The sequence below is a fragment of the Acinetobacter ihumii genome (genome assembly GCF_900625095.1).
GTDB lineage: Bacteria > Pseudomonadota > Gammaproteobacteria > Pseudomonadales > Moraxellaceae > Acinetobacter > Acinetobacter ihumii.
Genome location: NZ_LR130760.1, coordinates 883,178 through 901,025 on the forward strand (window position 1 = coordinate 883,178; position 17,848 = coordinate 901,025).

The 17,848-nt window shown below is 41.0% G+C and carries 17 protein-coding genes; 2 read left to right on the plus strand and 15 right to left on the minus strand.

Features of this window, described 5'->3' with window-relative positions; all coding sequences use genetic code 11:
- Positions 1-6: 6 nt before the first annotated feature.
- From E0D95_RS04145 to E0D95_RS04195, 11 genes are all read right to left on the minus strand, one after another.
- Positions 7-975: a DNA polymerase III subunit delta' gene (locus tag E0D95_RS04145; protein WP_130802696.1), complete on the minus strand. Its 969-nt coding sequence runs from the start codon at positions 973-975 to the stop codon at positions 7-9.
- 15 nt (positions 976-990) lie between these two features.
- Positions 991-1,752 (minus strand): 3-deoxy-manno-octulosonate cytidylyltransferase, encoded by a 762-nt coding sequence (gene kdsB, locus E0D95_RS04150; RefSeq protein WP_130802697.1) that lies wholly within the window; start codon positions 1,750-1,752, stop codon positions 991-993.
- 16 nt (positions 1,753-1,768) lie between these two features.
- Positions 1,769-2,779 (minus strand): tetraacyldisaccharide 4'-kinase, encoded by a 1,011-nt coding sequence (gene lpxK / locus E0D95_RS04155; RefSeq protein WP_130802698.1) that lies wholly within the window; start codon positions 2,777-2,779, stop codon positions 1,769-1,771.
- A 5-nt stretch (positions 2,780-2,784) separates the two neighbouring features.
- Positions 2,785-4,512 carry a lipid A export permease/ATP-binding protein MsbA gene (gene msbA / locus E0D95_RS04160; protein WP_130802699.1) on the minus strand — a complete coding sequence of 576 codons (1,728 nt, stop codon included), beginning with the start codon at positions 4,510-4,512 and terminating at the stop codon, positions 2,785-2,787.
- A complete protein-coding gene (locus tag E0D95_RS04165) occupies positions 4,509-4,937 on the minus strand; it encodes an ExbD/TolR family protein (protein WP_130802700.1) in 429 nt (142 codons plus the stop codon). The genes msbA and E0D95_RS04165 overlap by 4 nt, the downstream gene beginning before the upstream one ends.
- A 9-nt stretch (positions 4,938-4,946) precedes the next feature.
- Complete coding sequence (locus E0D95_RS04170) at positions 4,947-5,585, minus strand: MotA/TolQ/ExbB proton channel family protein (protein ID WP_130802701.1); 639 nt, start codon at positions 5,583-5,585, stop codon at positions 4,947-4,949.
- Positions 5,586-5,632: 47 nt separating this feature from the next.
- Positions 5,633-6,520, minus strand: coding sequence for a ParB/RepB/Spo0J family partition protein (locus E0D95_RS04175; RefSeq protein ID WP_130802702.1), 888 nt, complete (start codon positions 6,518-6,520; stop codon positions 5,633-5,635).
- A complete protein-coding gene (locus tag E0D95_RS04180) occupies positions 6,517-7,299 on the minus strand; it encodes a ParA family protein (RefSeq protein WP_130802703.1) in 783 nt (260 codons plus the stop codon). Before E0D95_RS04180 ends, E0D95_RS04175 begins: the two co-directional genes overlap by 4 nt.
- Before the next feature lie 12 nt (positions 7,300-7,311).
- Positions 7,312-7,950 carry a 16S rRNA (guanine(527)-N(7))-methyltransferase RsmG gene (gene rsmG, locus E0D95_RS04185; protein WP_130802704.1) on the minus strand — a complete coding sequence of 213 codons (639 nt, stop codon included), beginning with the start codon at positions 7,948-7,950 and terminating at the stop codon, positions 7,312-7,314.
- A gap of 85 nt (positions 7,951-8,035) precedes the next feature.
- On the minus strand, positions 8,036-8,725 hold the full coding sequence (gene murU / locus E0D95_RS04190; RefSeq protein WP_130802705.1) for an N-acetylmuramate alpha-1-phosphate uridylyltransferase MurU: 690 nt from the start codon (positions 8,723-8,725) through the stop codon (positions 8,036-8,038).
- Entirely contained in the window at positions 8,725-9,738 is a 1,014-nt protein-coding gene (locus E0D95_RS04195; protein WP_130802706.1) for an aminoglycoside phosphotransferase family protein, read from the minus strand. The genes murU and E0D95_RS04195 overlap by 1 nt, the downstream gene beginning before the upstream one ends.
- Positions 9,739-9,857: 119 nt before the next feature.
- Here E0D95_RS04195 and E0D95_RS04200 point away from each other — a divergent pair, with 119 nt between their 5' ends.
- Together E0D95_RS04200 and E0D95_RS04205 are read left to right on the plus strand one after the other, a co-directional pair.
- The gene (locus E0D95_RS04200) at positions 9,858-12,317 is read left to right on the plus strand and encodes an LPS-assembly protein LptD (protein ID WP_130802707.1); all 2,460 of its coding nucleotides are present in this window, start codon (positions 9,858-9,860) and stop codon (positions 12,315-12,317) included.
- A complete protein-coding gene (locus E0D95_RS04205) occupies positions 12,317-13,657 on the plus strand; it encodes a peptidylprolyl isomerase (protein ID WP_130802708.1) in 1,341 nt (446 codons plus the stop codon). Before E0D95_RS04200 ends, E0D95_RS04205 begins: the two co-directional genes overlap by 1 nt.
- Before the next feature lie 110 nt (positions 13,658-13,767).
- Here E0D95_RS04205 and hfq read toward each other — a convergent pair whose 3' ends face one another.
- The 4 genes from hfq to tsaE form a co-directional block, all read right to left on the minus strand.
- Positions 13,768-14,289 carry an RNA chaperone Hfq gene (hfq, locus tag E0D95_RS04210; RefSeq protein ID WP_130802709.1) on the minus strand — a complete coding sequence of 174 codons (522 nt, stop codon included), beginning with the start codon at positions 14,287-14,289 and terminating at the stop codon, positions 13,768-13,770.
- 93 nt (positions 14,290-14,382) lie between these two features.
- The gene (gene miaA, locus E0D95_RS04215) at positions 14,383-15,327 is read right to left on the minus strand and encodes a tRNA (adenosine(37)-N6)-dimethylallyltransferase MiaA (RefSeq protein ID WP_130802710.1); all 945 of its coding nucleotides are present in this window, start codon (positions 15,325-15,327) and stop codon (positions 14,383-14,385) included.
- Between the two features lie 7 nt (positions 15,328-15,334).
- A complete protein-coding gene (gene mutL / locus E0D95_RS04220; RefSeq protein ID WP_431830735.1) occupies positions 15,335-17,296 on the minus strand; it encodes a DNA mismatch repair endonuclease MutL in 1,962 nt (653 codons plus the stop codon).
- On the minus strand, positions 17,293-17,766 hold the full coding sequence (gene tsaE, locus E0D95_RS04225; RefSeq protein ID WP_130802712.1) for a tRNA (adenosine(37)-N6)-threonylcarbamoyltransferase complex ATPase subunit type 1 TsaE: 474 nt from the start codon (positions 17,764-17,766) through the stop codon (positions 17,293-17,295). The genes mutL and tsaE overlap by 4 nt, the downstream gene beginning before the upstream one ends.
- Positions 17,767-17,848 lie beyond the last annotated feature (82 nt).

Sequence of the window (17,848 nt, forward strand, 5' to 3'; positions counted from 1 at the left end):
TCCCCTTTAAGTCACATTCATTAATTTTATAAATAATTGATCCATCACTAAATTACTTTGTACATTTTGCTCAACTAATCGTTTGGCATGTTGTATTTCAACGTAAATTCCAAACAAATATTCAAGCGTATACGCAGGTAGCAATGGATCAAAACTTAAATCGATATTTTTAATGCTCTGATTTAGCTTGACACAAATTAAGTCACCCAACAAGTATTCAAACATGCTGATAAAGTCTGTAAATGCAAGCTCTTTATTCCACTTGGTCGCAAACAACATCGGTTTATTCTTTTGCGTGACAAGATTGATCCAATCCAAAAGAAAATCCTGCCGTTTTGCAAGCCAGTCACTTTGAGCCAATTGCAATGCTTTTAGTGGCATGGCACCCGAGAGGTTGAGTAATAAATTGATCTGTTCAACCGAAAGCTCAGATTGCTTAGTCTGAATATATTGTAACGCCTGCTCAGGCGAAATCCGATCCAAGGCAAAATGTTGCAAACGGCTGCGAATCGTTGCTGGCAGTTTAAGATAATGATCTGCCAATAAAATTAAAATGACTCTTTCACCGGGTTCTTCCAGTGTTTTTAACAATGCGTTAGATGAGGCAATATTCAAAGCTTCGGCAGGTTCAATCACAATGACTCGCCAACCATCTACAGTCTGCTGTACGAAGGGTAACAGCTCACGTATTTTTTCAATTTTAATTTTGGCATTTTGTTTTTTGTTGTCTTCATCTGTGCTGATGTGGACATAATTCGGATGTGTATCTGATTTAAGCCACTGACAACTTACACACTCACCACAAGCTGCTTGAGACTGCTTGTTTGAACATAATACCCAAGCCAGAAATTGCTGGGCAAATTCGTGTTTGCCACAACCTGCCTTACCATAAAACAATAAACCATGACCCATTTCAGGAAAACGCCCGGTTAAGGTCTCCCAAACGTTTTGTTGCCATGGATAAACTTTTTGCATGGTTTTATCCAAATATCATTCAAAGCTAGACAAAGGCATAGCATTTAATCTTGCCAGATCTGCGGGGGTATCTACTCCAGGTGGTAAATTGGATTCAGCAACAGCAATTGCAATGCGGTGTCCATTTTCAAGCACGCGTAATTGTTCAAGACTTTCCAGTTTCTCTAACACTCCCATTTCCCAGCTCACATAAGCTTGTAACAGCCCAACACGGTAAGCATAGAGACCTAAATGACGGTAGGCATGTGAATGCAGTGCGGCTTGAGCCTGTTGAGCCGCATCACGATCATAGGGAATAGTGGCACGGCTAAAATATAATGCCTCATGTTGGCGAGACATCACCACTTTGACAATACTGTCGCGCTGGAATTCTTCTAATACATGAATCGGTTCACATAAGGTAGACATTGAACAATCTGGCTTATCGACCAATAATTGACTCACCTGTTGTACAAGCTTGGCAGGTAACAAGGGTTCATCCCCTTGTACATTGACAATGATATCCTCACTGGCCCAGCCCTTTATTCGTGCGACTTCACTCAAGCGATCAGTACCAGATGGATGATCAGGACTGGTTAATACCACATCCACCCCATCAGCACGACAGACTTGTGCAATCCGCTCATCATCGGTTGCCACACATAGATCATCAAAACCCTGCACTTTTTTCGCCTGATCGACAACGCGTAAAATCATCGGGCGACCATGAATCTCTAAAAGTGGTTTTCCCGGTAGGCGTGAACTGGCAAAACGTGCGGGAATGACGATATGTTTCATTTAACTTTCCTAAGACCTAAGACAAGTGAATGCCAAATTGATTCAACTGCTGTGCAAGTAATTGATAACATTGCTCTGATAAAACTGCCTCTACAGGCACGACCCAAATTTCGGTAGAGAAATCAGGGTATTGTTTAAGCAAAGCTAAAATTTTTACCGCATCTTTTTCAGTGGTAATAATTGGATTTTGATCCTCAAACTGCAAATCCTGAATGTCATAATCATAATGATCGGGAAATTCGTGACATTGAAATTCTGTCACGCCAATAGATTCAAGCGTTTGATAAAAACGTTGAGGGTAACCAATCCCCACGACTGCGTAAAAAGCGTCATTCGCCTGAAATGTTAAGGCATGATCCTGTTTTGGATTAAGCAGATAAGGTTCGCCTGCGCGTAAATGCATATGCAGTGCAGATGTGCTGTTAACACCATGTTCGATCACAGTTCCAGAGGCTAATCGCTGCTTTGGTTCACGTAAATACCCTTCTGGCAATAATTTTTCATTACCTAAACCACGATTCAAATCCAGTACAATCCATTCAATTTGCCGATCTAGTGCCCAATGTTGCAAGCCATCATCACTGATAATCAAATCAAGCTGGTGCTCATTTAAGAGCAATTCAATAGCAGCTTTACGGTCGGGTCCAACCGCCATGGGTACTTGCGTCGATTGCACAATCAAGCAAGGTTCATCACCAACAAGATTGGGTAGTGCATCAGAATTAACCAAAGCAGGAAAAGGACCTTCGCCGCCATAGCCTCGACTAATCACGCCAACTCTAATCTGATGTTGTTGTAAGTAATTGACCAATTGAATCAGCAGAGGTGTTTTACCACTTCCCCCTACCGTAATGTTACCAATAACTAAAACAGGAACTGGAGCAGTATAAACAGACTTAATCCCATGTTTATAAAGCTGATGATTAAAGTCAGATGCCGCTCGGTATAACCATGACAATGGACGTAGCACAATCAGCCATTTTGCCTGTTTCGACCACGCCTCTTGAATCAACTGAGCAAAAGACATTTGTCTTATTCCTCAAAATTACGTTGATGTAACTGATAGTATGCACCACGTAAATTGAGCAATTCAGTATGTGTGCCTTGCTCAACGATTTCACCTTTATCCATGACCACAATTCGATCTGCATTTTCAATCGTAGATAAACGATGTGCAATCACAATGGTGGTACGGTCTTGTTGCATCGCCTGATCAAATGCCTGTTGAATAAAGTGCTCAGATTCATTATCCAGCGCACTGGTGGCTTCATCCAAAATTAAAATTGGAGCGTCTTTTAAAATGGCACGGGCAATCGCAATACGCTGACGCTGGCCACCTGAGAGATTCAGGCCTTGTGCGCCCAATACCGTGTCATAACCTTGTGGCAAGTTCATGATAAAGTCATGTGCATAGGCGGCTTTTGCAGCAGCCACAATATCTTCTTCTTTTGCGCCTTCAAGTTGCCCATATGCGATATTGTCACGCACAGTTCGGTTAAATAATACAACTTGCTGATTCACCATTGCCACCTGTTGACGCAGACAAGGTAAGTCGATGTCTTTAATTGGAATATTATCCATATAAAGTTCGCCACTCGATACTTCCTGAAAACGTACCAGCAAATTGACCAGCGATGTTTTTCCAGCACCAGAACGACCCACCAAGGCAACCGTTTCGCCAGCTTTGATGTTTAAATTAAAGTCCTTAATAGCATGTACTTTATCTGCATAATCCAGACTGACATGATCAAAACGGATATGACCATGTAACTTAGGCTTTTGCACACCCGTATTTTGCTCTTCAGGCAAATCAAGTAGCTCAAATACTGAATAAGCCGCCGCAATACCGCGCTGTAATTTTTCATTGACATCGGTCAAGTTCTTAACGGGTTTAGCCAGTAGACCGGCAGCGGTAATATAAGCGACAAATTCACCTGCGGTGGTATTGCCTAAAATCTGTGGTCGCAATGCCAGCCAGACAATTAGACTCATGGCAATCGCCATGACCAATTGAACCAGCGGACTATTCAGGTTTTGTACCACCACCATTTTAAGACCGCGTTTTAAGTTTTCTTCAGAAGACTCATAAAAACGCTTTTGTTCCGACGCTTCACCAGAGAAGCTTTTGACTACCGCCTGACCATTAATACTTTCCTGCACCACATGGTTCACATCACCCATGGTATTTTGTACTTGTATCGAAAGCTTACGCATCCGCTTAGACGCTTTACGCACTAAAAAGCCGATTAATGGAACAAAAACAATAATGCAGAGTGTCAAACGCCAATTGGTATACAGTAGATAACCGAGCAAACCTAAAGTCACTAGACCATCTTTGACCATAATCTTGAATGATTCAGAAGATGCTGCGGTCAGTTGCTCAACGTTATACATAATTTTAGCGGTAATATGACCCGCGGAATTATCCAGATAATACTGAGAAGGCAGACACAAAAGTTTGGCATACACTTCCTGACGAATGCTAAAGACCAATCGTCGTGAAATCACGGCGGTATAGTATCCGCCCATGAACAAACCCAGACCACGGAAAAATATCAGTAAAACGATTAATGCAGGGAACCAATCAAGGTTAGCCCGACTCCCTTCCTGAATGGCATCGATAATATATTTAAGCAACTTGGCAACAGACACCTCAGTTGCAGCATTGATCCCAAAACCGGTCAATACTAATAGTGCAATACCCCAATATGGTTTTAAATAGGACAGGAGACGAAGATAAACCTTAAAATCTTGCTTCACTCAGTAAAACCTCTGGAAGGAACTTTGGTACTAATATTGATGTTCACAAAGCCAAGCTGACCTGCAACATCCATCACACGAATCACATCCTGATGCGTCGCTTTCGCATCAGCAGCAATGACAAACATTAAATCCCGACGATCATGCGACGCCTGTTTAATCGCAGTACTCAAATCAGAAGCACTCTGACTTGAAATTGCCTGACCGTTGACCATGTAATGTCCGCTAGAGTCTACCATGACCTCAATTTTCTGATCGTATTGTTTTGGTGGAACACCTTGCGCATCTGGCAAGGTCAAATTAATACGACTATTTTGTGCAAAAGTCGTTGAAAGTAGTAAAAACACCAGTATGAACAACAAACAGTCAATCATGGGCGTTAAATTAATATGAATATCTTCAACTTGTGGACGTTTAAATTTCATACCACCACCTTAGCCTATTCGGCGTTGCTCAATCGCATTGGATGAAGGCACTTGATAAAACAGTGCAGCATGAAACAAAGTCGCTTGCTGCTCAAATTCAGCAATATATTCATGGACTAAACGTTGAAAATAGCGATAAGCCATCAACGCTGGAATCGCGATGAGCATGCCGACTGCTGTGGTGATTAAAGCTTTAGAGATCCCAGGTATCATCAGCGTTGGACTACTGCTTGACCCTAGATCAATCACTAGAAAGGATTCAATAATTCCAATCACTGTTCCCAACAATCCCAACAAGGGTGCTACTGCGCTCATGGTGCCCAAGAAATTGATATGACGTTCTAAATACCCAATTTCCTGCGAAGCTGTCACTTCCATCTGCGCTTTGGCAAATTGTTCGCCTAAATTTTGATTATCCACTCCAGCTTTTAAAATTCTTCCAAGTGGACTATTTTGAAGTTGTGGGCTTTGCTCAAGCTGAGTTGCCACTTGATTAACTGAATGTGAGCTGGTGGAAATTAAGGCATTGGGAAGGACAGCCGACCTTTTCAGTCGTACAAAACGTTCAATGCTAATTGCCACTGTAAAAATAGAACACAAAATAAGGGGCAGCATTAACCAGCCCCCTGCTTTTACTAATTCCCACATGCTGATATTCCCCAATAACCACAAAAAAATTAAAAAGTCAGCATAGACTAATCTGTTAAGCAAATATTTAAAATACCATCCAGCTCATCCAGTGAATGATAGTGAATGACGAGTTTGCCTTTTCCTTGTTTATTGTGATCAATTTTCACATTTGCACCGAAACGCTCTGATAATTTTTGTGTTAACTGTTCAATATCAGGCGAAATAGCAGCTTTGGTTTTGTCCTGTTTAGGCTCATTCCATTCGCGAACCAACTGCTCGGTTTGACGCACAGATAGACTTTTTTCAATGACAATTTGGGCAACCGCAATTTGATCTTTTGCTTTAAGTGCCAAAATTGCGCGAGCATGTCCCATATCCAGTTGACCATTTTGCATGTGGTCTTTAATCGCATCATCCAGACTGAGTAAACGTAACAAGTTACTCACTGTAGTCCGTGCTTTCCCCACTGTCTCTGCAATTTCCTGATGGCTTAAACCAAATTCATCATGAAAACGCTGCAATGCCAATGCCTGATCAATTGGATTTAAATCCTGACGCTGGATATTTTCAATCAACGCCAAGGCAATCGCAACCTGATCATTCAGCTCACGAACAATGGCTGGGATTTCTTTTAAACCTGCCAACTGTGCCGCACGCCAGCGACGTTCACCTGCAATAATTTCATAGGAATAGAATTCATCATCAATCGGACGAATCACGATCGGCTGCATCACACCATGTTTTTCAATAGATGCTGCCAACTCTTTTAAATCTTGTTCCTGTATAAAACGACGAGGTTGATATTCACCACGTTTCAACACATTGACATCAATCTGTTTTAATTGACCGTGATCAATTGCCTGCGCTTCAATTTGTAACTTTTCTTTTTGAATAGAGCCTAGAAGTGCATCTAAACCACGACCTTTTGCTAATCCGCGTTTTTTTGTGGTCATGCATGACTCCCTTTTTTCACTTTACTTTTTTTCAACATTTCGGCAGCCAGATTTAAATATGCCACTGCACCTTTTGAACTTTTCTCAAAATAAATAATCGGCAAACCATGGGCAGGTGCTTCGGCAAGACGTACATTACGGGGAATAACCGTATCGTAAAGTTTTTTGCCAAAGAATTGCTCAAGCTCCGCTGAAACATCACGGGTTAAAGCATTACGCGCATCGTACATCGTACGCAAAACCCCAATAATTTGCAGATCAGGATTCAATGCTTGCTGAATACGATCAATGGTCTGGGTTAAATCAGCCAAACCTTCAAGTGCATAATATTCGCATTGCATCGGAATCATCACACCATCTACCGCAGCCAGTGCGTTGACGGTAATCAGGCTCAAACTCGGCGCGCAATCAATAATAATATAGTCAAAAGAATCTCGCACACTATCCAGTGCTTTTTTGAGAATAAATTCGCGCCCTTGCTGATCCGCAATCGCGAGTTCCACACCTGAAAGCTCACGGTTTGAACCAATTACCTTATAACCTACTTCTGATTTTGTAATGGCAGTTTCAACCGGAACTTCACCAAGCAGTACATCAGTAATAGAGTACAACAAATCATTTTTTTGTACGCCTGAACCCATGGTGGCGTTGCCTTGCGAGTCCATATCCACCAAAAGTACACGTTTTTTTAACACAGCCAATGAGGCAGCCAGATTCACGGCTGTCGTGGTTTTACCTACGCCACCTTTCTGGTTGGCTATTGCAATAATCTGAGCCATCTTTACCCCAACTTAAGATTGTTTTTGTTCAAGTAAAAGCAAATGACGCTGTTCATCCAGACGCGGGACTTGCAACTCGATTACCTGACACGAAAATTCATGCTGCATATGCTGTATTTCTTCTGAAGGAATTAACCCTTTCATCGCAGCAATAATACTGCTTTGGTGCATATAGGGTCGAGCCGCATCGACAAAATCTGTCAGCGAAGCAAAGGCGCGACTGGTAATGACGTCGAACTGCCCGAGTTCACCAATCGAATCTTCATTTTCTACACGCGTTTGCACCGCAATCACATTTTTTAATTTTAAATCTGCAATAAACTGTTTTAAAAAACGAATCTTTTTACCATTGGAATCCAACAATACACAAGAACGTTCAGGCTGACATAAAGCAATGATCATGCCCGGCATGCCGCCACCTGTTCCGACATCTAGCAATCGACCTTGTGGCAAATCTTTTAAGATACTCAGACTATCGAGCAAATGCTTCACCAGCATTTCTTTCGGGTCGCGTATTGCCGTCAGATTATAAGCTTTGTTCCAGAGCACCAATGCATCTTGATATTTCAACAATAGACTCAGGGTTTCATCACTCAAGTTTAAACCCAAAGCTTGGCTACCCTGTTTTAATTCGTGGAAAAATGGATGCATATCCGTGGAACATCTCTAAAAAGTTAGTTGCAGTATACCTATTTCTCTACTCAAAAATAGTGGTCAACGATTAGCGTTTACACAGTTAAATGTACAAACCTGCTTTAATTTGTTGATCTAGCTCATTTAATCGCTCAGGCGTACCTACATCGACCCAAATACCCTGCATTTTTTCAGCCGAGACTTGTTGATTGAGCATCGCCTGTTTCAGCAATGGAGCAAGTGGCCGTTTACCTTGTTCTAAATTTTCAAACAATTTCGGCGATAATACCGCTACACCGCTATAAGTTAAGGCTTCGCCGTTTTGTTGCTGTTCAAAAGTATAAGCTTTGTGATTTGACAAAATAAAATCACCATTTGGATGCTGTACTGGATTAGGAACAAAAACCAAATGCGCCAAATCATCCGCTAAATTAATATTTAACAATGATGAAAAATCCATCGTCGTCCAGACATCACCATTCACTAGAATAAAAGGGTCATTCCCCAGCAATGCTAAGGCATTGATAATACCTCCTGCTGTTTCTAACCCTTCACCTTCGTGTGACCATAAAATTTTAACACCCAAGGTCGAACCATCACCTAAAGCATCGACCAGCTTATCAGCCAACCATGCCGTATTGATGACAATCTCAGTAACACCAATCTGTTTTAGCTTTTCAATGTGCCAGACAATCAATGGTTTCCCACCTACTGGCAACAATGGTTTTGGGGTATGCAAGGTCAATGGACGCATACGATTACCCAAACCCGCCGCAAGAATCATGGCTTTCATTAGGCTGCGACCTCATACTTACCATATTTTTCAACAAATTTCGGCATCACCGTTTGGTGTATAAAGTGCATGAATGCATCTAACTCTGGATAGGATTTACTTTCTTCGAGTAAATACCACATGACACGTGGCAAATCTTTGAGATAACCCGATTTTCCATCACGCTCAAACAAACGTACAAAAATACCTAAAATCTTGAGATGTCGCTGAATTGCCATAAAATCAGCTTGTTTTTTAAATTGTTCAAAGCTGCGGTTGAGTTTGGCTTCATCTTGTAGTAAATCATAGAAAAGCTGGAACCAGCGATAAACTCGATCTGCATTCCACTGTACATAGGCATCTCGCGTAATTGAGATCAAATCATAAGTGTCTGCGCCAATCACCGCATCCTGAAAATCAATCACACCGAGTTGTTCTTCACCTGCAATTTTCATCAAGTTACGGCTATGAAAATCACGATGTACGATCACTTGAGGTTGTGCAAGCGCAGTATTTGCTAGTAAATCAAAAGCTTGATCAATAACTGCTTGTTGTTCTGGGCTTGGATTAATCTTTAAAGATGGCAACATCCAATCGGTTAGCAATTTCATTTCAGTCATCAGCTTTTCATACGAATACGCTGGAAACTGATGTTGCCCTTGAATAGATTGCAATTGAATCAACTGTTTAAAACTTTGTAGATAATAATGATCGACCGAGACATCATTCAATAAAGTCGATAACAGTACATCACCAAAATCTTCAAGCAATAAAAAGCCCTGCTCTAAATTTTTGGCAATAATATGCGGCACCCGTACTTCATGTTGGTCAAAAAACTCGTCAATCATCACAAATGGAGCACAATCTTCTTTTTCAGGTGGCGCATCCATCAACATATAGGTATGATTTTGGTTAGTGACGCGTGCATAGCGTCTAAAACTCGCATCTCCAGCTAAAAAGTGAACCTGAAAATCTTCAGTATTCAAAGCAGAGGCAATCCATGATTGTATCAATTGTTCACGTTGTGTATTCATTTGCAATAAAATCTAAAACTAGCTGAGATTTTGAAGTCATAAGTGTAGCCACTTATAAACTTTTTCTCTATGATGCGACAATAATTAATTGCGAATTAGCATACTTGGTTAATGAAACAATGAAGCATCAGTTTAAATTTAATCCTTTAGCGACCGCTATTTTGACACTTTTATGTGGTGGCTCCATACAATCAAGTTATGCTGAGTCGGATCAGGCGATTTCTAAAGTCGATAACAAACAGCTCAAGGAAAGCATTCAAAAAGCTTATCCCGGTCAAGAGTTTTTTGAACAATATTATGTCGATAAATCTGCCCCTGAAGCACAAATTAGAGACACAAAGTCATTAAGTTCAGCATTTTGTACAGGCACTTGGATTACTCCAATTAGCCCGACAGCGCAGGCGGTTGATCCAGAAAAAGCGACTTCGGTCGTGACAGCTGACTATGGACATTACAACCCCAAAGGCGACTCTGAACTGAGTGGTAATGTGGTGATTGATCAGGAAGGTCGTACTATTCGTGCTGATAAAGTCACCATTGATCAAACCCAAACTTATGCCAATGCGCAAGGCCGGGTGCAATTGGCTCAGGGTGGACTGCTATCACAAAGTGATCAGATCAATTACAACCTAAAAACCCAAACAGGTGATCTGAACAACAGTTTTTACATTTCCGAGCAGCAACATGCGCACGGACATGCCCAGCAAATTAATCGCACCTCACCTACCACAATGGTGCTGAAAGATGCGACATATAGCACCTGTCCACCTGAAGAAAAACCAACATGGCAGCTTAGAGCCAAAGAAATCAAGCTGGATCAGGACACGGGACGTGGTGTTACTAAGGACACCAAGCTGTATGTTAAGGATGTTCCTGTATTTGCAGTGCCTTATTTCAATTTTCCAATCGATGACCGTAGAACCACAGGGATTTTAAATCCGACCTTTGGTTTCTCTAATGATGGTGGTGTCGAACTTTCTGTTCCTGTTTATCTCAACTTGGCACCTAATTACGACGCAACCCTTACCCCGCGTTATTATGCTGATCGTGGTGCAATGCTTGAAGGTGAATTCCGCTACATCACTGAAAATTTTGGTGAAGGAAGAATCGCGGGCGGCTATCTGCCAAACGATAAAAAATATAATGATGAAGATCGTAAGGATTTAACGTTCTTACATAACTGGGATATCAATGATTATTGGTCAACCAATCTGGAATACAATTACGCATCAGATAAAGATTTTATTGCGGATTTAAACTCAAATCCTGACTCTAAAACTTATTTGAACTTACGCCGTGCGTGGGTTTTAAACTACAAAGATCAGATTCCCGGTTTAAAAGCACAACTCAAAGTTGAAGACTTTCAAACGCTGGACAAAACAGTCCCAGATGTTGATAAGCCTTATGCGCGTTTACCGCAGTTCCTTCTTAACTATGTCACTGGCAATCCACTCGGCTTACAATACGAATTTAATAACGATACAGCTTATTTTAAAAAAGATATTAATGATACTACTCAACCATTAACGCAACCTAGCGGTACACGGATCTATAACCAGTTAGCTGCACGTTATAACTTTAGAAATACCTATGCCTTTGCAATTCCTGAAGTATCCGTGCGTAGCATCAATACCTTTTATGATCAAAATACAATCGATGCTTTGAATTCTCAAGGCGGTGCCAGTTCCGATGACAAAAATAAATCTGTTGTAGTTCCGCAGTTTACACTGGATACAGGTTTAACTTTTGAAAAAGATGGTAAGTATCTGCAAACCATTACGCCACGTGCATTTTATGCTTATGCGCCGTATGAAAATCAGACAGATTATCCAAACTTTGATACCACTACTGCATCCATTAATTACGATCAGTTGTTTAACCCTTATCGTTTTTATGGACATGACCGTTTAGAAGATAATAACTTTTTATCTTTAGGCGTAAGTTATAGTTTATTTGATCCAGAAGGTCTGGAACGTTTACGTGCTAGTGTCGGTCAGAGTTATTATTTTGAAGACCGCCGTGTTACCTTGATCAGTAATGACGAAATTGACAACGAAAAAAATACCGGGCCAATTGTTAGTTTGTCCAGCCAGTTATCGCAGCATTTTACCATTAGTGGTAACTCTGCTTGGATGTCTAACGGTACAAATTCACACCGTGATTTTCAAATGTACTACACAGGCGACAAAGGAAATCTGTATAACTTAGGCTATTTTTATCGCAAGGATATTCCTGACCGTCAAAATACCTATGATCAAGTGGTTGCATCCTTTATACAACCCATCAAAAACAATTGGCGTATTATGGGGCATGTACAATACGATCTCGACAACAGTGTCGCGCGCGAGTATTTACTTGGTGTAAATTACGAGTCTTGCTGTTGGGGTGTTTCTGTGTATGGTCGCTCTTATTACAATGATTTAGATGATCCAAATGATCCAAATGTCAATGTAAAAAAAGCAGTGATGGTCGAGCTGACACTGAAAGGTTTAGGCAGCGTAAACAATAAACTTGCATCTATTTTGGAAAATAGAGTTTTAGGTTTCAACCAAATTAATCAATCCTGGACACAACGTTAATGAAGACAAAGTATTTGAAACAGTTTTTTAAAACGACTGCTCTTGCAGTAGTTGTTTCTTCATCAATGCAAGGTTTTGCGGCAACTCCTTCAGACGAAGTCATTGCAGTTGTGGACAACAGTGTTATTTTAAAAAGTGATTTAGAACAAGGTTTAGCGGAAGCAACCCACCAATTGCAAGCTCAGAAAAAAGAAATTCCGCCTCAGCAATACTTACAATTACAGGTTTTGGACAATCTAATCCTGCGTGAAGCTCAGCTTGAACAAGTGAAACGTTATGGCATTAAACCCGATGAAAAGGCGTTGAATGAAGCGGTTCTTAAAGTTGCCAACCAATCTGGAAGTAAATCACTAGAAGCCTTTCAGCAAAAATTAGATGCGATGGCTCCGGGTACTTATGCAGCCCTGCGTGACCGAATTGGTGAAGACTTAGCAATTAGTCGTTTGCGTCAGCAACAGGTTATGTCACGTATTAAAATTAGTGATCAAGATGTCAGCAACTTTTTAAATTCCCCGCAAGGGCAAGCCATGTTGGGTAGTCAGGTACGCGTATTACATGCACGTATCTCAGGTGCGAACGCAGACCCTGCTCAGCTTAATCAAGTTGCTCAGGATGTCAAAGTTGCCCTTAACGGTAGCGATGATGCCACCAGTATTGGCAAACAATATTCTAATAAAGACATTAAAGTAGAAGTGGCAGACATGGGCTACCGTGATTTAGCAGACATCCCTGCTGAACTTGCGGCACGTGTCAGTGGCTTACAAGCAGGTCAAACGACTGAACTTATCAATGTAAGAGATGGTATTCATGTATTAAAACTGCTTGACCGCAAAACCAGCGAGAAAAAAGCGATGGTTGAGCAATATAAGACACGCCATATTCTGATTCAACCCTCAGAAGTCGTGAGCCCAGAAAACGCCAAGCAAATGATCACCAGTTTATATAACCGCTTAAAAGCGGGCGAAGATTTTGCAACTCTAGCAGCAACTTTCTCTAATGATCCGGGTTCGGCTCGCGACGGTGGCAGTCTTGGCTGGGTTACTCCGGGTATGATGGTGCCTGAGTTTGACGATAAGATGAAGAATACGCCAGTAGGACAAATCAGTGAGCCATTCCAGACACAGTTTGGCTGGCATATTCTACAGGTGCAGGATACCCGTAATCAGGATATGACGCATGAGTATCAGGAACGTATGGCGCGTCAAATTTTAGGCGAACGCCAATTTGATACTGAAGTCGATAGCTGGTTACGTGAAGTGCGCTCAAATGCCTATGTCGAAATTAAAGACCCTAATCTTGATAAAAAAGCACTTCAGCAACAAAATAAGCCTCAGGTTTAAATGACCACTGAAAAATAACCAGCACTGAGCTGGTTATTTTTTTATGGTGCAATTATAAAATTTAGATTAAAAAAAACCCTCAATATTTGAGGGTTTTTATTGAAAATCAATTAACGATTATTTTCGTCTTCTTGATTGTCTTCAAATTTGCTATCACCGTCAAAGCCACCTTGACCACCAAAGCCACCGCCTTGACCACCAAAGCCACCGCCTTGACCACCACCAAAGCCGCCTTGACCACCAAAGCCACCTTGACCACCAAAACCGCCCTGACCGCCACCAAAGCCACCTTGACCGCCAACACCACCCTGACCGCCACTAAAGCCACCTTGACCACCAAAGCCACCGCCTTGACCACCACCAAAGCCGCCGCCCTGACCACCACCAAAACCACCTGTTTGAGCACCAGCAGGCGCGCCAGCAGGACGTGGATTACGAGCAGGAACAACTGTAGAAATGGCGTGTTTATAAACCATTTGACTTACGGTATTTTTTAATAAAACAACATATTGGTCAAAAGATTCGATATGGCCCTGTAATTTAATACCGTTCACAAGAAAAATAGAAACAGGGATACGCTCTTTACGGAGAGAATTTAAGAACGGATCTTGTAAAGTTTGACCTTTAGACATGTTATAACTCCAAAAAAATTAAAAATCAGCGCAAAAAACTATCTTTAGTTTTCAAAATTAAAAATTATAAAAAGATAGTATGTAAATTTTGCTTTATCCATAAAAGTTTCGCAAGTCTTCTTGAGCCTGCTTAATCGTTAAATAAGTTCTAAAACAGTGTATTTCTTGCAAAGAACGTAACCAAGTGTATTGACGTTTTGCAAGTTGTCGTGTCGAAAATAATGCTTTATCTTCCATCTCCAGTCTATTTTTGTGACTTCTATCACTTTTTAAAAGAAAATCTAAAGCTTGACGATACCCTACACAACGCATTGAGGGTAAATCATCGTTAATATCGTATTTTTCAATCAAGCCTTCAACTTCATTTAAAAAACCAATATCCCACATTTTACGCAATCTTTGTTCGATGCGCTGATGTAATTCTACCCGATCAGGCAACAAGGCATAGTTATGAAAATTGTAGCGATATGGTAAATTTTTAGGCTGTTCTGCTTGTAATTTGGTGATCGGTTGACCCGTAATTTTAAAAACTTCCAATGCTCTTATAATTCTTTGCTTATCCGAAACCTTAAACTTTTCGCCTGCCAATACGTCAACCTGCACTAACTCATCATAAACAGCCTGCCATCCCTGTTCTGCTGCTTTTTGTTCAATTTCAGCCCGAATTTGCGGGTTCGCATTGGGTAAATTACTCGATAATCCCTCAAGTAATGCTTTGTAATAGAGCATGGTTCCACCCACCAAAATTGGAGTTTTACCACGCGCATGTATTTGATCAATTAATTGAACGGCATCTTCGACAAACTGTGCGGCAGAGTAAACTTCAAGTGGTGAAATAATATCGATCAAATGATGTGGATACTGTACCTGCTCTTGTTGAGTGGGTTTTGCTGTCCCTATATCCATATCTCGATAAATTAACGCTGAATCGACTGAAATAATTTCAAAATGACCACGCTCATATAATTCACATGCCAGTGCGGTTTTACCACTTGCTGTCGGTCCCATAAGATTAATAACGGGCAAAGTAGATGACATTTTAAAATTATTCTCCTCGTGCAAAAAGTTTATCGAGTTGATTTAAGGGAAATGCACGCCATGTTGGACGACCATGATTACATTGGCTGGCAAATTCAGTTTGTTCCATTTGTCGAAGCAAGGCATTCATTTCTGAAAGGCTGAGCATTCGATGTGCACGAACAGCTCCATGGCACGCCATGCCTGCTAATATTGCATCGCGCTTTTGCAATAATGCTTGTGCTTCATCGAGAGGATCCAGATCATGTAACAATTCTGGTATCAGTTTTTCAAAATCAGCTTTTTGCAAAATAGCAGGGACACCGCGTACAATGACTTGATCATCACCATATTGGTCAATTTCAAGTCCTAAACGCGCAAGTTGCGATTTTAAATCTTCAATGCGCGTTGCCTGCATACGGCTAATCGAAATAATTTTCGGAATAAGTAGTTGTTGAGATGTCCAAAATTCAGGTTTATCCCACGCACTTTTCATTTGTTGTAACAGAATCCGCTCGTGCGCAGCATGCATATCAACAATAATCAAACCTTCAGTATTTTGTGCCAGAATATAAATTCCATGCAATTGTGCTATGGCAATGCCTAATGGAAATTCATCTACAGAATGTGCAATATCAGCTGGCTGATCCTGTTTGGGAACACTGTCTTCGCGTAAAGGCGATAGATAATTTTTTAGTGCATTATTGAGTTGGCTTGAACCGTTATACTGGCTTTGCGGCGCATATTGTACGCTTTGTGGTCGGCTTGAATTGAAGTCGGTTAATAAATCAACTGAAAGACTTTCATTGACGACATCAGGTTTTTCATTCGACCCAGACAAAGACATTTCTTGCACTGTCTTGTGTAGTGCAAATTGCTCCTGATAACGCGGCTGTACCACAGAACTGAACGAAGTTGACACTTGTTCGTCACTTTTCATGGCTTGTGCCAACTCAGTATGCGCTGTTTGAAACTGCGCTAGAGTTTCTTTGGCATAATGACGTACAAATTCATGCACTTCCCGTTGATTCAAAAAGCGAATTTCATGTTTGGTTGGATGCACATTGACATCAATTTGTTCTGGGTCAACTTCTAAAAATAACAAATAACCGGCATGTTGATGCCCATGCAGAATACCATCATAGGCCATACGTAAAGCATGAGAAATGGTTTTGTCTTTGACGATACGCCCATTGACATAGACATATTGTAAATCTGCCTGTGGTCGGGCGTCTGAAGGATGGCCAAGCCAGCCTGACAAGCGCATATTGATACTTTCAGCGTCGATCCAATACGCATTTTCAGTAAACTGTTGTCCCAATAATTGTTGAACACGCTGAAAACGTAAAGCACCACTGTCTGCAACAGGTAAATTTAAACGGATCTGGTCGTTATGCTCAAGGACAAAGCGAATATCAAAATGAGTTAAAGCCAAGCGACGAACAATTTCTTCAATGTGCCCAAACTCAGTACCTGGTTTTTTTAAAAATTTACGTCGCGCTGGCACATTAAAGAATAAATCCTGTACACGAATATGTGTCCCCTTTTGTGCCGCTACTGCCTGTACTTGTTGATGATCAAAAGCAGTTCCATTGACTTCGACCTGATAACCAATGCCATCTTCACTTTGGCTACTCAATAATGTTAAACGTGATACGGCAGCAATTGATGCCAGTGCTTCTCCACGAAAACCTAAACTGATAATGGCCTGTAAATCTTCAGCAGTCTGAATTTTACTGGTGGCATGACGCATCACTGCAAGGGCTAAATCATCTGGGTGAATACCATGACCATTATCAATGATTTCAATTAAGGTTGCACCGCCTTGTGCAACACGAATCATCAGCTCAGTTGCTCCTGCATCAATTGAGTTTTCCAAAAGCTCCTTGACCACAGAAGACGGTCGCTCAATCACTTCACCTGCGGCAATCTGGTTCGCCAAGGCAGGATTTAATGTATGAATACGGCGTAAACTGATGGAATCATTCATGATGAAAATTGTTCCTGTAAAATCTCATAAGTATTTTTATCATTGAAAGACAGTGTCAACACTCTTTGCAAATCATCCTGAGATTTTTCAATTTGAATCACATAATCTGCCGCTGGAATTTCATCGCCACCTTTAGACGGCCACTCGAACAAAAATAAAGCATTTGGCACATCCAGATAGTCACGAATTCCCATTAACTCAAGTTCATATGGATCATTTAAACGATACAAATCAAAATGAAAAATTTCCATCTGATTAATTTTATATGGTTCAACCAAAGTATAAGTCGGACTTTTGACAGCACCTTGATGCCCAAATTGCTGCAATAAATAACGCGTAAAGGTGGTTTTACCCGCTCCCAAATCACCGATTAAATAAATCACACCAGACTGCACACATTTCGCCAGATTTTGTGCAACACGTTGAGTATCATCTTCACTATTTAACTGTATGGATAAGGAATATTGCATAGCACACACGACATGAATCGAAGAACGGAATATGATAACATTTTCGGGCTTTAAAACCCATGCCATTGCTTAAAGCTGTTGA

Coding starts and splice junctions, on each gene's coding strand:
- E0D95_RS04170 (WP_130802701.1), bottom strand. CDS start 5,585: ATGTGGGAATTAGTAAAAGCAGGGGGCTGGTTAATGCTGCCCCTTATT.
- kdsB (WP_130802697.1), bottom strand. CDS start 1,752: ATGAAACATATCGTCATTCCCGCACGTTTTGCCAGTTCACGCCTACCG.
- E0D95_RS04175 (WP_130802702.1), bottom strand. CDS start 6,520: ATGACCACAAAAAAACGCGGATTAGCAAAAGGTCGTGGTTTAGATGCA.
- E0D95_RS04200 (WP_130802707.1), top strand. CDS start 9,858: ATGAAGCATCAGTTTAAATTTAATCCTTTAGCGACCGCTATTTTGACA.
- hfq (WP_130802709.1), bottom strand. CDS start 14,289: ATGTCTAAAGGTCAAACTTTACAAGATCCGTTCTTAAATTCTCTCCGT.
- E0D95_RS04195 (WP_130802706.1), bottom strand. CDS start 9,738: ATGAATACACAACGTGAACAATTGATACAATCATGGATTGCCTCTGCT.
- E0D95_RS04180 (WP_130802703.1), bottom strand. CDS start 7,299: ATGGCTCAGATTATTGCAATAGCCAACCAGAAAGGTGGCGTAGGTAAA.
- rsmG (WP_130802704.1), bottom strand. CDS start 7,950: ATGCATCCATTTTTCCACGAATTAAAACAGGGTAGCCAAGCTTTGGGT.
- E0D95_RS04205 (WP_130802708.1), top strand. CDS start 12,317: ATGAAGACAAAGTATTTGAAACAGTTTTTTAAAACGACTGCTCTTGCA.
- E0D95_RS04165 (WP_130802700.1), bottom strand. CDS start 4,937: ATGAAATTTAAACGTCCACAAGTTGAAGATATTCATATTAATTTAACG.
- E0D95_RS04145 (WP_130802696.1), bottom strand. CDS start 975: ATGCAAAAAGTTTATCCATGGCAACAAAACGTTTGGGAGACCTTAACC.
- miaA (WP_130802710.1), bottom strand. CDS start 15,327: ATGTCATCTACTTTGCCCGTTATTAATCTTATGGGACCGACAGCAAGT.
- tsaE (WP_130802712.1), bottom strand. CDS start 17,766: ATGCAATATTCCTTATCCATACAGTTAAATAGTGAAGATGATACTCAA.
- lpxK (WP_130802698.1), bottom strand. CDS start 2,779: ATGTCTTTTGCTCAGTTGATTCAAGAGGCGTGGTCGAAACAGGCAAAA.
- murU (WP_130802705.1), bottom strand. CDS start 8,725: ATGAAAGCCATGATTCTTGCGGCGGGTTTGGGTAATCGTATGCGTCCA.
- mutL (WP_431830735.1), bottom strand. CDS start 17,296: ATGAATGATTCCATCAGTTTACGCCGTATTCATACATTAAATCCTGCC.